This window comes from Rhodococcus coprophilus NBRC 100603 (genome assembly GCF_001895045.1).
GTDB lineage: Bacteria > Actinomycetota > Actinomycetes > Mycobacteriales > Mycobacteriaceae > Rhodococcus > Rhodococcus coprophilus.
On the sequence record NZ_BDAM01000008.1, the window covers coordinates 141,967 to 155,955 of the forward strand.

The following is a 13,989-nucleotide window of genomic DNA, read 5'->3' on the forward strand; positions in this document are numbered from 1 at the left end:
CACCCGCCCCTTTTTCGGCGAACCGTCAGCTCACCTGCAACTCCAGTTCGTCGCCGGCGACATCGACCTCGACTCGCCCACCCTCGACGAGGGTGTCGTCGAGAAGAAGGTCCGCGATCCGGTCGTCGACGACCCGAGCGATGGACCGGCGCAACGGACGGGCACCGAACTCGGGCTGATGTCCGTGCCGGGCGATCCACTCCACGGCCTCGGGGCTGATGTCGATCTCGATGCCCTTGGCCTGGAGCCGCTTCCGGCTCTCGTCGAGCAGGAGATCGGCGATCCGGTGCAGCTGCTCGTCGTCGAGCCGGCGGAAGACGACGATCTCGTCGATGCGGTTGAGGAACTCCGGCCGCATCGATTCGCGCAGCCGCGCCATCACCTTGTCGCGCAGTGGCTTTTCTGCCGCCTCCGCGTCGCCGGTGGTGAACCCGATCGCTCCACCGCGGCTGGAAATGATGTCCGAACCCAGGTTGCTGGTCATGATGACGACGGTGTTCGTGAAATCCACCGTCCGGCCTTCACCGTCGGTGAGGCGACCGTCGTCGAGCACCTGCAACAGGGTATTGAACACATCCGGGTGCGCCTTCTCGATCTCGTCGAGCAGCACGACCGAATACGGGTTGCGCTTGACCTGCTCGGTCAGCTGTCCGGACTCCCCGTAGCCCACGTATCCGGGCGGGGCACCGACGAGCCGGCTCACGGTGTGTCGTTCGCCGAACTCGCTCATGTCGACACGCACCATCTTGCGCTCGTCACCGAACAAGACCTCTGCCAGCGCCTTCGCCAACTCCGTCTTGCCCACGCCGGTCGGGCCGAGGAACAGGAAGCTGCCCACCGGACGATGCGGGTCGCTCATGCCCGAGCGGCTCCGGCGGACGGAACGCGCGACCGCGCGCACCGCCTCGTCCTGACCGATGACGCGCTTGTGCAGCTCGTCCTCGAGTGTGCGGAGGCGTTCCTTCTCCACCCGGGTCATCTGCGTGACGGGGATGCCCGTCGCGCGCGAGACGACCTCGGCGATCAGTTCGGTGTCCACAACCGGCAGGTCCGAATCAGCCGACGTTCCGGAGTCGATGCGCTCCTGGATACGGACGATCTCGTCACGGACGCGCGAAGCCTTCTCGTAGTCTTCGGCTTGCACCGCGCGGTCCTTCTCGGCTTCGAGTTCGACGAGACGATCCCGTAGCTGTGCATCGTCGACGCGCGGAGTGTGCAGACGCAGCCGCGCACCGGCTTGGTCCACGAGGTCGATCGCCTTGTCCGGCAGATGCCGATCCGGCAGGTACCGCACCGACAGCTCGACTGCGGCGTCGAGAGCCTCGTCCGTGTAGCGGACGCCGTGGAACTCGGCGTACCGGTCACGCAACCCGTGAAGGATGGCGACCGTGTCCTGCCGGCTCGGTTCACCGACCGTCACCGGACCGAAGCGCCGCTCGAGCGCCGGGTCCTTCTCGATGTGCTTGCGGTATTCGTCGAGCGTCGTCGCACCGACGATGTGCAGTTCGCCACGGGCCAGCTTGGGCTTGAGGATGTTGCCCGCGTCCATCGCGCCGTCGTTGCCGCCACCGGCGCCCACGACGGTGTGGAGTTCGTCGATGAACACGATCAGTGAGCCCGACTGCGCGGTGATCTCGTCGAGCACCTTGGTCAGACGTTCCTCGAAGTCGCCGCGGTAGCGGGTGCCCGCCACCATGCCCGTCAGGTCGAGCTGGACGATTCGCTTGTCGCGCAGGTTTTCCGGTACCTCGCCGTCGACGATGCGCTGGGCGAGCCCCTCGACGATGGCGGTCTTGCCCACGCCTGCCTCACCCAGCAGGACCGGGTTGTTCTTGGTCCGGCGGGACAGGATCTCGAGCGTCTGCTCGATCTCCTCGGCGCGGCCGACGACGGGGTCGATGCCACCGCCGCGAGCACGCTCGGTCAGATCGACACCGAACTTGTCGAGTGTCGGGGTCGCGGAGTCGCCACCACCTGCCTCGGCCGGCGGCACCGGCTGGAGGGCCGTCTGAAGCGACTGCGGGGTGACGCCGAGGGATGCGAGCAACCGACCCGGGGCACGGGTCTGGTCCGCGGCGAGCGCGAAGAACACATGCTCGGGGTCGATGTAGGTCGAGCCCAGGGCGCGCGAGAGCTGATGCGCTTCGAGAAGCGCCGTCTTGACTGCACCGCTGAGGGCGGGCGCCGGAACACCGGAGTCCGGGTTGCTCTGTGGCAACCGCTGGTCCACGGCCTCGACGACTGCGGCCGGGTCGGCTCCGGAGCGGGTCATGACGGTGCGGGCCGGATCGGTTTCCGCCATGGCGCGGAGTAGGTGCAGCGCATCGAGGTCGGCGTCGCCACGTTCTGCGGCGAAGCGAGCCGCGACCGCCATCAGTTCCTGCGTTCCGCGGCTCATGAAGCGGGAGAGGTCGATTCGGCCGGGTCCGCCAGGCCCGAAGAATGCCGTCATTCCGAAGCCTTTCTCTTGACTTGAGCCTTACTCACTCAACTAACGTGCCGAACACTTCATCAATTCCGATGCCCGGGGGCAAATGATAGTGAGGTACGTCACCCACGACGAGAAGGCATTTCTATTGTGCACAACAGAACGGGGCGCTACTTTATTTCACGTGTCGGATCCATTCGCTCTCGATCAGCAGGTGTGCTTCGCGCTCTACCGAGCGTCGCGCGCCACCACCGCGATATATCGACCGCTCCTGGACCGACTCGGCGTCACCTACCCGCAGTACCTGGTGCTTCTTGCACTGTGGGAACGCGACGCGCGCGGAGTGCACGACCTGTGCGACGCGCTCGACCTCGACACCGGGACGCTTTCACCTCTCCTGAAACGACTCGAGTCGGCCGGGCTCGTCGAACGGAAACGGCAACGCGACGACGAGAGACGCGTCGTCGTCCACCTCACCGACGCCGGCAGCGCTCTCCGAAAGGAAGCCGAGGACATCCCCGGCTGCGTGGCCCGGGCCGGACGGCTCGAACTCGACGAACTCGTCGAACTCCGCGACACGCTCCACCGCCTGACCGCCGCGCTGCAGAACGCAGCCGGCGACATCTCCGAGGAAAGGTAGGACCGCCATGAAGATCCTGTACACCGCAGAAGCCCTCGCCACCGGAGCCGGGCGTAACGGCCACGCGCGCACCAGCGACGGCAAGCTCGACGTCGACCTCGCCATGCCCGTCGAGATGGGCGGCAACGGTGAGGGCACCAACCCCGAGCAGCTGTTCGCGGCGGGCTATGCGGCGTGCTTCCATTCCGCACTCCAGATGATCGCGCGGCAGGAGAAGGCGGACATCAGCGATTCGGCCGTCGGCGCCCGCGTCGGCATCGGCCCGACCGACGCAGGCGGATTCGGTCTCGCGGTCACCCTCGAGGTCACCCTGCCGAAGCTTTCCGCCGAGCAGGCACGCGAACTCACGGAAAAGGCGCACCAGGTGTGCCCGTACTCCAACGCGACCCGCGGCAACATCGAGGTCACTCTCGAGGTCTCCGAGGACTGATCGGCCGTCCCGCCGACCGGCCTCACCACGTGTCCACGCTGCGCCCGCGTAGCGTGGACACGTGCGTATGCAGGACGGGTCGCGGCTGGCGAAGTTCGCGGCCGAACTCGGATTCACCCTCGACGACTTCCAGGTCCGGTCCTGTCGCGCACTCGAAGACGATCGGGACGTGCTCGTGTGCGCGCCGACCGGGGCAGGCAAGACCGTCGTCGGTGAATTCGCGGCCTATCTCGCCCTCGAGAAGCGCCACACCCGGACCTCCCCGTCGCACGGAACGTGCTTCTACACCACGCCCATCAAGGCGTTGAGCAACCAGAAATACAACGATCTCGTCGAACGATTCGGCGAGGGCGAGGTTGGCCTCCTCACCGGCGACATCACTCTCCACCCGCACGCCCCCGTCGTCGTCATGACGACGGAAGTGCTCCGCAGCATGCTGCACTCCCGCTCCCCGCTCCTCGACGGGCTCACCCACGTCGTGATGGACGAGGTGCACTATCTGGCGGACCGGGAGCGGGGAGCGGTCTGGGAAGAGACGATCCTCTATCTTCCGGCCCAGGTGCGGCTGGCCAGCCTATCCGCGACGGTGAGCAATGCCGAGGAATTCGGAGAGTGGATCCGCAGGGTGCGCGGCGAGACGACGGTGGTCGTCGACGAGGTCCGGCCCGTACCGCTCACCCAGCACATGCTGGCCGGTGGCCGCCTGTTCAATCTCTTCTCCCCCACCACCGGCATCGTCGACGACACACTCGACCGCTACATCGCCCATCGGCAGCTTGCCGACGCGGCCCCTCCACCCGGCGGAAGAAGAGGCCGCAGACGCCGCAGCACCACGCCGGTTCCGGCCGGCGGCGACCGTCCGGAGATCGTGGCGCGGCTCGAAGCCGAACAGCTTCTGCCGGCGATCTGGTTCCGCTTCAGCCGTTCCGGGTGCGACGCGGCGGTCACCGAATGCCTCGACTCGTCGCTGCGTCTCACCGAGGCGGCAGAGATTCCGCAGATCCGGGAGATCGCCGACCAGCACACCGCTGCCCTTCCCCCCGCAGACCTCGACGCGGTGGGCTATTCCGACTGGATCGAGGGCCTCGAGCGAGGGTTCGCCGCCCACCACGCCGGCCTCGTACCGGCATTCCGGCACGCGGTGGAGGACCTGTTCTCCCGCGGGCTCGTGCGGGTCGTGTTCGCGACGGAGACACTCGCGGTGGGCGTCAACATGCCTGCCCGCACGGTCGTGCTCGAGCGTCTCGTCAAACCGACTGCATCCGGGCCGGTGCGCCTGACGCCCGGCGAATATACCCAGCTCACCGGCCGGGCGGGGCGACGCGGGATCGACGAGCAGGGCCACGCGGTGGTCCTGTGGAACCCTGATACTCTTCCCGCTGCCGTCGCCGGACTCGCCTCGACCCGCGCCTACCCGTTGCACAGCTCGCTTCGTGTCGGTTACAACACCTGCGTCAACCTCGTCGATCGACTCGGTCTCGAAGGGGCACGGAAACTTCTGGATCGCTCGTTCGCGCAATTCGAAGCGGAACGATCGGTGAGTGCGTTGTCCGATGCGGTGCGGGCGAACACGACGGTGATCGACGATCTCGAAGCGGAACTCGCCGATGCAGCAGGATTCGCCGAGTATCGGAGCCTGTACGAACGACTCACCGTCGCACGCACCACCGCCTCCGCCGAGACCGTCACCGCACTCGCCCGCGCGGTGCGCTCGCATCCCGGTCACCGCCGGGCGGACCGCGTCCACCTCCTGGCGACAGCGGGCCGGCTGGCCGAACTGCGTACCGACACCCGTCGCATGCGCGCCGAGATCGACGCGGTCACCGGGCGTCTGCGCGACACGTTCGATCGCACACTCGCGGTGCTCGAGGAACGCGGTTATCTCCACCTCGATCCGGCCGGAAAGTCCGCCTACGTCACGGACGAAGGCAGGAGACTCGGCCGGATCTACTGCACCAGTGATCTTCTCGTCGCCGAGTGTGTGCGGACCGGCGCGTGGGCGGGGCTCGAGCCCTGTGAACTCGCCGCGGTGACGTCGAGCGTGCTCGGGGAGAGCCGGCAGCGGAGCACAGGAGCCTCCGGATCCACCACTCCCGCGGTGGACGAGGCGCTTCGCGCCACCACGCGGTTGTGGGGTGAGCTTGCCGCGACCGAGGAACGACACGGGCTGACGGTGACTCCCGATCCCGATCCGGTGGCCGTGAAAGCCGTCCACCGGTGGGCTCGGGGGGACGGACTCGCGGCGTCTCTTCGCGTCGCGGCGGAATCCGGACTCTCGCCGGGCGATCTGGTACGCCGCTACCTGCGCACCCTGGATCTGGTCGACCAGACCGGCCTTTGCCGGCGCGACGCCCTGCCCCCGGTGTCGTTCACGTTGACGTGAGCGGGGTCTGCACGTCGCAGAGCCTCTCCGACAGCTCCCACAGACGCGAAGCGACGTACTCGTCGTGCGACCGCGCGTTGGAACTCACCTTCTTGGGGTGCCCGCGCATCTCGAACAGTCCACCCGGCCCGTAGAAACCGCCCGGCTCCGCGTCGGGCGACGTCGCGGCGTACAGCGACGGCAGCGCGCCCATCTTCGCGGACTGCCCGATCACCGGTGTCACGAGTTCGACGAGCTTTCCGTAACGGGACTCGCTGCGGTACTGCAGGTTCGTCGAGGAGTATCCCGGGTGTACCGCGATGGACTTCACCGGTGACCCGTGTGCAGCGAGGCGCCGCTGCAGTTCGTAGGCGAAGAGCAGATTCGCGAGTTTCGACTGGCCGTAGGCGGGCCACCGCTCGTAACGTCGCCGCTCCCAGTTCACGTCGTCCAGGTCGATCTTGCCGATCCGGTGCATGGTGCTGCTCACGGTGACGACCCGATCGGTGATGCGTCCGAGAAGAAGTGCGGTCAGCGCGAAGTGCCCGAAGTGATTGGTGCCGATCTGCATCTCGAATCCGTCGGCCGTGCGGCGGAACGGCACCGCCATCACACCGGCGTTGTTCACCAGTACATCGATCGTCTCGTGGGTGGCGGCGAGACCCGCGGCGAATTCGCGTACCGAGGACAGATCGGCGAGATCCAGCCTGCGTACCTGAGCGTTCTCCCCGATACCGTCGGCAACCTCCTGTCCCTTCGCGACGTCGCGGCACGCCAGCACCACTTGCGCGCCGGCGCGCGCGAGCGCCCGGGCCGTCTCGGCTCCGAGGCCGCTGTTCGCCCCCGTCACCACCACGGTGCGGTTGCTCTGATCCGGGATGTCGTTCGTTGTCCATGCCGCCATAACAGGCACCCTACGTACGTAGCGGCATCGGAAACAGGGGGTCACGGTGTTCCCGGCGAACCTGGCCGGACACCGTCGGGCGGGCGCGATCCACCGCGGCATCGCACTCTGTACCGGTGATCGTTCCCTGTCTGCCTTCCGACTCGTAGAGTGCACCGGGACGCGAGTCCCGCAGGGGCCGCACGGGGGCGCGGACGACAGGGGAGGTTTGCATCGATGGCGTACCGGAACGGGTCCAACGACCGCGAGGTCGGCGAGGCACTGCGGCAGGGAGATCCGGCCGCGACGAGGCGGCTGTACGACCTCTACGCGCCCGGATTGTTCGCGTACGCGTGTGGCTTCGTCGACGTATCGACCGCTTCCGACGTCGTGTACGACTCGGTCTGGATCGCGGCGCGGCGAATCGACGCTCTTCGGGACCTCGGGTTGTTGCGTGCCTGGGTCTACGCGATCGTCCGTTCCGAGTGCGCCCGGCCGGGGCGCGCAACCGGCTCCGTCGGCTTCGTACCCGCGACGGATCCTGCCGCGCCGCCACTTCGTCCCGAGGTGTACGCCGTCCGCGAGGCGGTGGGCAACCTCGGTGCGACCGAACGCGAAGTCCTGGAACTGGCGGTGCGACACCATTTCACCGCGCAGGACATCGACGCGATTCTCGGATCCGTGGCCGGTGACGGCCGCTCCTTCGCCCGCGCTCAGGAAGCGGTGGACCTGGCCGTGCCGACGGTCCCGAACGCCACCGGCTTGTTCGCGTCCCTGCCGCCCGTCCCCCTCCCCCCGCGCCTGCGCGACCGCGTGTTCTCGGCGGAGCCACTCGCCACCGAACTCGCCGACATGGGTCGGCGCATCGAACCGCTGAACCGGAACGGGTTTCCTACCGTTCGCCGTTCGCGCGGGAAGAGGTCGGCGATCGTCGTCGCCGCGATGGCAGCAGTTCTTGCGACCGCCGTCATCGCAGTGGCTGCCCAACCCGGCCCGGACTCCGCGGACCCGCCCGTGCCTCCGTCTTCGGCGTCGCGCCCGGTGACGCTGCCGCAGTCACCCGCGGCCGCCGTCACGGTCACCCCCACGAGCGAGACCACCACGAGCGAGACCACCAATCCGCCCACGACAACCGAACCGTCTCCCGAACCGATGACTCCGGTGGCCGAAACGACGGTCCCCCTCTTCGATCCGATTCCCACCCTCAGTTCCTCTTCCCCTTCCACCTCGACATCCACTTCGTCGCCACCGGCGGTGTCCAGCACCTCCACCACCGACGAAAGGACGCGTTACCCCCGGCGGACGAGACCGACGGACGACTCGCGGGAAGAGGAGAAGGAACGCGACCAGAGTCCGACCACCGCCGTCCCCACTCCGACCCGAACCGCGCCACCGACGACCACCGCGCGGGCGGCTGCTCCCTAGCCGCCCGGCACCGGGCCGACGTTCGACTCGGTGCCGTCACACGGGTGAGATGCGGCGGACACATTACGGGCCTACCGTCACGCCGTCGGCCACTCGTGTTCGCCGGGAAAGAGGGGAGACGCCGCCGTGGCGCCACGTCGCAGATCGGTGCTTCTCGACCGGCTCCGTGTGGACGCACCCGGACGACCACAGGACGCCATCCTCGACGAACTCCGGCGCGTCTTCCTCTCCGGCGCAGCGCCGCCCGGCACGCCGATACCGCTGGGCGATGTGGCGGAACTCTTCGGTGTCAGCCGCATCCCCGTACGCGAAGCGCTCAAGACCCTGATCGGGGAGGGACTGGTCACCCATCGGCAGAATCACGGATACATCGTCGCCCAGTTGACGGCCGCAGAACTGCGCGAGCTGTACCTCGTCCGCGAGACACTCGAATCCGCGTCCCTCGCGGCAGCACTCCACAACGCCACCCCCGAGGACGACCGGCTCGCCGAGCTTTCACACGAGATTCTCGAACGTGCTGTACGGGAACATGACTCGCACACCTATCACCGGGAGAGTCGCATCTTCCACATGACGCTCGCGCGTCCGTCCCGGATGCACCGGCTACTGCACATGCTCGAATACGCCTGGAACATCACCGAGCCGGTCCAGCCGATGGTCCACGTGAGCGACGCAGAACGCGCCGAACTGCACCACGAACACAAGGCAATGCTCGACGCCTTCCTCGCACGTGACACCGAAAAGCTGCTTGCAGCGTACGAACACCACAATCGGCGGCTCGACGCGGCGATCTCGACGCTTGCCGCGGACGCAGGCCTGCTGAGCCCGGAAGATATACAGTTCGGGTAATCCTGCGGCAATGTCGCGCGGTTAGCGTCGGTTCATCGAAATCGCTCACCGCACAGGAGAACCCATGACCGAAGTGCTGACACCGCGCGACGATGCACCCGTACCGGGCCCGTCCGCGGCCTACGATCCGCGGCTCACCAACGACGATCTGGCCCCTTTGAAGAACCAGCGATGGGGCTCGTACAACATCTTCGCGTTCTGGATGTCCGACGTGCACAGCGTCGGTGGTTACGTCACGGCCGGCAGCCTGTTCGCACTCGGTTTGGCGAGCTGGCAGGTGCTGGTCGCACTGCTGGTGGGCATCACCATCGTCTACTTCTTCTGCAACCTCGTCGCCAAACCCAGCCAGGTCACCGGGGTACCCTATCCGGTCATCTGCCGCAGCGTCTTCGGGGTGCTGGGTGCGAACATTCCCGCCATCATCCGGGGCGTCATCGCCGTGGCCTGGTACGGAATCCAGACGTTCCTCGCGTCGGCCGCACTGGACGTGGTGCTGATCAAACTCTTCCCCTCGCTCGCGCCGTACGCGGTCGTCGCGGACTACGGGTTCGCCGGGCTGTCCGCACTCGGCTGGGCCAGCTTCCTGACGCTGTGGGTACTCCAGGCATGCGTGTTCTGGCGGGGCATGGAATCGATCCGGCGGTTCATCGACTTCTGCGGTCCCGCAGTCTATGTCGTGATGTTCCTGCTCTGCGGCTACCTGATATCCCAGGCCGGGTGGAGTGCGATCGACCTGACGCTCGGCGCCGTCACCCACACGGGCTGGTCCTCGGTGCCCGTCATGCTCGGTGCGATCGCGCTGGTGGTCTCGTACTTCTCCGGACCGATGCTCAACTTCGGTGACTTCTCCCGGTACGGAAAGTCCTTCGGTGCAGTGAAGAAGGGGAACCTCCTCGGACTTCCGGTCAATTTTCTGGTTTTCTCGCTGCTCGTGGTGATCACCGCCTCGCTGACCCTTCCGGTCTACGGCGAACTGATCACCGACCCGGTCGAGACCGTCGCCCGCATCGATTCGACCTTCGCGATCGTCCTCGGCGCGCTCACCTTCGCGATCGCCACCATCGGTATCAACATCGTCGCGAACTTCATCGCGCCGGCGTTCGACTTCTCCAACGTCAGCCCCCAGCGGATCAGCTGGCGGGCAGGCGGCATGATCGCCGCGGTCGGATCGATTCTCATCACCCCGTGGAACCTGTACAACAACCCGGAAGTCATCCACTACACACTCGAGACCCTCGGCGCGTTCATCGGCCCGCTGTTCGGCATCCTCATCGCCGACTACTACCTGGTGCGCAAGCAGAAGGTGATCGTCGACGACCTTTTCACGATGTCCGAGAAAGGTGCCTACTGGTACCGCAAGGGATACAACCCCGCCGCCGTGGTCGCCACGGTCGTCGGTGCCGCCGTCGCGATGACCCCGGTGCTGTTCAACAGTGCTCCCGGCATGAGCACCGCGGCGCAGTACAGCTGGTTCATCGGGTGCGGACTCGGTTTCGCCGTCTACTACCTGCTGGCCACCCGTACCCGGTTTGCGGTGCACGTCCCCGAGCCCGCCCCCACGCAGGAAGCCGTCTGATCGAATGTTCCTCCAGGTCGTCAACCCGAACACCACGTGGGCGATGACCGCCAAGATCGAGGCGTGTGCCCGGGCCGTCGCCGGTCCGGGCACACGCGTCGAGGCGGTCAGCCCGGCGATGGGACCACCGTCCATCGAAAGTCACTACGACGAGGCTCTTGCCGTCCCCGGGCTTCTCGCCGAGATCGAGAAGGGTGAACGCGCCGGCGCCGACGGGCACGTCATCGCATGTTTCGGCGACCCGGGCCTCGACGCGGCCCGCGAGATAGCGACCGGACCGGTCGTGGGGATCGCCGAAGCCGCGATGCACACCGCGACGCTGCTGGGCAGAAGTTTCTCCGTGGTCACGACGCTCGGGCGCACGACCGGCCGGGCCTGGGATCTGGCAGAGCGCTACGGAATGCGCGGGAAGTGCCGGGGGGTACACGCGTGCGAGGTGCCCGTGCTGTCGCTCGACACCGATCCGGACGCGCGCAAGATCATCACGGAGGCATGTGCCGACGCGCTGTCCGAAGACGGATCCGACGTCGTCGTGCTCGGGTGTGCCGGAATGGCCGACCTGTGTACCCGGATCTCCGCCGATCTCGGTGTTCCCGTCGTCGACGGTGTCACCGCGGCGACGCTCGCGGTGCAGTCGCTCGTCACGATGGGACTGGCGACCGGAGGCAAGCGCGGCGAGTTCGCACCACCGCCCCCGAAACTCTATTCCGGTCTGCTGCAGGATTTCACAACAAGCCGGTGAGACGCCGTGATCCGTCGTGGAGGAAGGCCAGCTGCTCGTACTCTGCGGGCGACACGCGCAGAGGCGAACCCTGCAGGCAGAGCCCCCCGACCACTTCTGCCCCGTGGTTGCGAATCGGGACGGCCAGAGCCGACCGGCCCATCCTGCACTCCTGGTTCTCGAATGCGTGGCCGACGAGCCGGATCCTCGACAGCTCGGCTTCGAGCGTCTCGGAGTCGCACACGGTGTTGTCGGTCAGCTTGCGCAGTTCGAGCCCCACACTCATTTCGGTGTTGTGCGCGAGCATGATCTTTCCCAGCGCGTTGGAGTGGAGGTTCTTGGCAAGCAGGGCGATTCCGACGATCTCGTGATCGGGATCCTGGTCGACGAAACGCAATCGGCCACCCGCGAACGACGCCACGTGCAATCCGAAACGGGTGTGCGACCGGAGATCCTCGACCGTCTCGTGGAGGGTGGGCGAGGTATCCGTCTCCACCGCGGCCCGGGACAACTCGACGGTGCGTCGCCCGAGGGCGAAGCCGGACAGGTCGGGTACGCGCACCAGAAAGCCCTCCGCGACGAGCAGATTGAGCATCCGATACGCGGTCGTCGGTGCCACCCCGGCGAAGTGGGCGATCTCCTTCGCGGTGGCGCCGGGGCCGAGATGCGCCACTGCCTCGAGCATCCCCAGTGCCTTCCGTACGGCCTTGGGCTGCTGGCCGCCGAATCCCACTTCGGCGTCCGCCTGGGTGGTCATCGCGGGTCTCCCGGCAGCGGACAGGCCGATGCGAGTTGGGGCCGTCCGGCGTCGTCGAGCACCAGTTCGCCCGCGCCGGGCAACAGGTCGGCGGTTTCCGGGCTGTCGAAAGCACCCATCGTCGCGAGTGACGCCGGCCGGACCCGCTTCAGCACGGTCGCCCACACCACGCCGGCCAGCGCGACGACGAGCACGGCGGACGGTATCCCCCACTGCCCGTCGACGATCCCGGAGAACGTGAGATACCCGAGCAGTCCGGCTCCCACGCAGGCGATGCCCACCGCGATCACGGTGGTCGAGCGCGCATCCTCGCCGATACGCCGCAGGAACCGCAGACACGACACGGCGAGCAACGTGTAGGCACCGACCACGGCGACCTCGACGAAACCGTCGAACACGACCGAGTCGCCGAGGAAGATCAGCAGGTACAGCCACGCGCCGATCACCACCGCGGCGGTGAAGGCGATCACCGCGACGTACGGTGTGCGGAATCGTGGATGGACACGGGACAGGCGCCGCGGAACGGTGCCCTCGATGCCCATCGCCAGCAACAGCCGCGAACCGGCCTGCGCACATCCCAGGGCGGATGCGAACCAGGAGAAGGTCACACCGACTTTGACCGCCACCACCATCGCAGTGCTCGCTCCCGAGGAAGTGCCCTCGAAATACGCGGCCACGACCACGTCCGCGTGCCCGGTCAGTGCGGCCCATCCGGCGAAGACGAAAACTGCTCCGCACAGGATCGGGGTGACGAGTACTGCCCGGGTCACTGTGATCAGGGGGCGCCTGGCCTCGGCCCCGAAGAACGCCGCGCTCTCGAATCCCGCCATCCCGAACACCACGATCAGCGCCAGGAACGGCAACGTTGCGGCGGCGCCGGGTGTGACCGAGGAGGTGGGAGTACCGGAGTCGGTGACCATCAGTGCGCAGATGACCACCAGCGAACACAGTTCCACGACGAGGATTGCCCGCGTCGCGAGACGGACACCGCGCACCGCAATGGTCGCGACGACACCTGCGACGAGCACTGCGCACACCAGCAGCGGTACAGTCCCGGACACGGCACTGCCGAGAGCGGTGGCGATTCCCAGCAGGCTCACCGCCGAGTTGGCCAGAACCGAAATCGCGATACCGAGATAACCGAGCAGCAGGGCCGCGCCCATGGTGAGGGTGGCACGCCGGGGAAGTCCCTGGAACGCGAAGCTGTACAACGACCCCGCGGCAGCGAGCCGACGGGTGAACTGGGAGATGCAGAAGGCGACCGCGACGACCACCGCGGTGGTGCCGACGATCGCGCCCAGCCCCGCGACACCGGGATCGGCCGAGATGATCCACGACGCGATGAAGATCATTCCCGTCGCGGGGGCCACCGTCGACAACGATTGGCCGATCAGGTCCATCTGCGAAAGTTGACGTCGGTTCAGCGCCCGCAGGGGAGAAAACACCGGTGCGGCGGCCGGAGCGGCATTTCGGGAACGCGCGATCGCCGCTCCTAACGCACCACCGGTCCGCGACCCGCCACTGCCACGTCTGCCGCTCGTCACGGGCACTCCGATCGTCCGTCGGCCCGTCTTCGGACCCGGGCCATCCAGCGGAAACCGTAGAACGTCTGTGTTTCCTCTTGGTTTCTTCGTCTCACCAGCCCCACGAGTTTCAGGGTCGTCATGAATGTGACGGTGATGTAAATCCGAGTGGAAATCTGGACAGCGAACGGTGCCTTCACAATTGCCGCGCTTCCGCTCCGTGAGGTGGCATGCCTCACACGACGCGCGGATGACCAGCACGAACAGGCCGGAAACGACCCGAAGTCGTTTTCCACTCGGTGACCGCACAGTGTTTTCCTGCGCGAAGCAGAAGTGCCGCATCTGCTCATCAGGATTGGCCCGACGACAGAGAGGGCGTGATCCATGTTCTGGGC

The 13,989-nt window shown here is 67.0% G+C and carries 11 protein-coding genes; 7 read left to right on the forward strand and 4 right to left on the reverse strand.

Translation table 11 applies throughout. The features are described 5' to 3' along the window. Positions 1 to 25: 25 nt before the first annotated feature. Positions 26 to 2,452, reverse strand: coding sequence for an ATP-dependent Clp protease ATP-binding subunit (locus RDCOP1_RS14645; RefSeq protein ID WP_072701787.1), 2,427 nt, complete (start codon positions 2,450 to 2,452; stop codon positions 26 to 28). Between the two features lie 160 nt (positions 2,453 to 2,612). On the opposite strand from RDCOP1_RS14645, the gene RDCOP1_RS14650 reads away from it, so the two are divergent. From RDCOP1_RS14650 to RDCOP1_RS14660, 3 genes are all read left to right on the forward strand, one after another. After that, the gene (locus RDCOP1_RS14650) at positions 2,613 to 3,068 is read left to right on the forward strand and encodes a MarR family winged helix-turn-helix transcriptional regulator (protein ID WP_072701789.1); all 456 of its coding nucleotides are present in this window, start codon (positions 2,613 to 2,615) and stop codon (positions 3,066 to 3,068) included. Between the two features lie 7 nt (positions 3,069 to 3,075). Beyond that, entirely contained in the window at positions 3,076 to 3,498 is a 423-nt protein-coding gene (locus RDCOP1_RS14655) for an organic hydroperoxide resistance protein (protein WP_072701791.1), read from the forward strand. Between the two features lie 67 nt (positions 3,499 to 3,565). After that, positions 3,566 to 5,881 (forward strand): DEAD/DEAH box helicase, encoded by a 2,316-nt coding sequence (locus RDCOP1_RS14660; RefSeq protein WP_072701793.1) that lies wholly within the window; start codon positions 3,566 to 3,568, stop codon positions 5,879 to 5,881. On the opposite strand, the gene RDCOP1_RS14665 is transcribed toward RDCOP1_RS14660, so the two are convergent. Continuing rightward, complete coding sequence (locus RDCOP1_RS14665; protein ID WP_072701795.1) at positions 5,868 to 6,764, reverse strand: oxidoreductase; 897 nt, start codon at positions 6,762 to 6,764, stop codon at positions 5,868 to 5,870. The two genes, RDCOP1_RS14660 and RDCOP1_RS14665, sit on opposite strands and share 14 nt — an antisense overlap. Positions 6,765 to 6,980: 216 nt before the next feature. Here RDCOP1_RS14665 and RDCOP1_RS14670 point away from each other — a divergent pair, with 216 nt between their 5' ends. From RDCOP1_RS14670 to RDCOP1_RS14685, 4 genes are all read left to right on the forward strand, one after another. Then, positions 6,981 to 8,168 carry an RNA polymerase sigma factor gene (locus RDCOP1_RS14670; protein WP_072701797.1) on the forward strand — a complete coding sequence of 396 codons (1,188 nt, stop codon included), beginning with the start codon at positions 6,981 to 6,983 and terminating at the stop codon, positions 8,166 to 8,168. 126 nt (positions 8,169 to 8,294) lie between these two features. After that, positions 8,295 to 9,017 carry a GntR family transcriptional regulator gene (locus RDCOP1_RS14675; RefSeq protein ID WP_072701799.1) on the forward strand — a complete coding sequence of 241 codons (723 nt, stop codon included), beginning with the start codon at positions 8,295 to 8,297 and terminating at the stop codon, positions 9,015 to 9,017. A gap of 64 nt (positions 9,018 to 9,081) precedes the next feature. Continuing rightward, positions 9,082 to 10,593, forward strand: a complete 1,512-nt coding sequence (locus tag RDCOP1_RS14680) for an NCS1 family nucleobase:cation symporter-1 (protein ID WP_072701801.1) — start codon at positions 9,082 to 9,084, stop codon at positions 10,591 to 10,593. Positions 10,594 to 10,597: 4 nt separating this feature from the next. Next, a complete protein-coding gene (locus RDCOP1_RS14685) occupies positions 10,598 to 11,335 on the forward strand; it encodes an aspartate/glutamate racemase family protein (RefSeq protein ID WP_072701803.1) in 738 nt (245 codons plus the stop codon). Here RDCOP1_RS14685 and RDCOP1_RS14690 read toward each other — a convergent pair. Together RDCOP1_RS14690 and RDCOP1_RS14695 are read right to left on the reverse strand one after the other, a co-directional pair. After that, on the reverse strand, positions 11,319 to 12,071 hold the full coding sequence (locus tag RDCOP1_RS14690; protein WP_072701805.1) for an IclR family transcriptional regulator: 753 nt from the start codon (positions 12,069 to 12,071) through the stop codon (positions 11,319 to 11,321). The two genes, RDCOP1_RS14685 and RDCOP1_RS14690, sit on opposite strands and share 17 nt — an antisense overlap. Beyond that, positions 12,068 to 13,471: an APC family permease gene (locus RDCOP1_RS14695; protein WP_231922999.1), complete on the reverse strand. Its 1,404-nt coding sequence runs from the start codon at positions 13,469 to 13,471 to the stop codon at positions 12,068 to 12,070. Before RDCOP1_RS14695 ends, RDCOP1_RS14690 begins: the two co-directional genes overlap by 4 nt. Positions 13,472 to 13,989: the final 518 nt, after the last annotated feature.

Excerpts from the sequence above, each read along its gene's own strand:
- RDCOP1_RS14670 (WP_072701797.1), top strand. The coding sequence starts at position 6,981 with ATGGCGTACCGGAACGGGTCCAACGACCGCGAGGTCGGCGAGGCACTG.
- RDCOP1_RS14660 (WP_072701793.1), top strand. The coding sequence starts at position 3,566 with ATGCAGGACGGGTCGCGGCTGGCGAAGTTCGCGGCCGAACTCGGATTC.
- RDCOP1_RS14645 (WP_072701787.1), bottom strand. The coding sequence starts at position 2,452 with ATGACGGCATTCTTCGGGCCTGGCGGACCCGGCCGAATCGACCTCTCC.
- RDCOP1_RS14685 (WP_072701803.1), top strand. The coding sequence starts at position 10,598 with ATGTTCCTCCAGGTCGTCAACCCGAACACCACGTGGGCGATGACCGCC.
- RDCOP1_RS14695 (WP_231922999.1), bottom strand. The coding sequence starts at position 13,471 with ATGGACCTGATCGGCCAATCGTTGTCGACGGTGGCCCCCGCGACGGGA.
- RDCOP1_RS14680 (WP_072701801.1), top strand. The coding sequence starts at position 9,082 with ATGACCGAAGTGCTGACACCGCGCGACGATGCACCCGTACCGGGCCCG.
- RDCOP1_RS14690 (WP_072701805.1), bottom strand. The coding sequence starts at position 12,071 with ATGACCACCCAGGCGGACGCCGAAGTGGGATTCGGCGGCCAGCAGCCC.
- RDCOP1_RS14655 (WP_072701791.1), top strand. The coding sequence starts at position 3,076 with ATGAAGATCCTGTACACCGCAGAAGCCCTCGCCACCGGAGCCGGGCGT.
- RDCOP1_RS14665 (WP_072701795.1), bottom strand. The coding sequence starts at position 6,764 with ATGGCGGCATGGACAACGAACGACATCCCGGATCAGAGCAACCGCACC.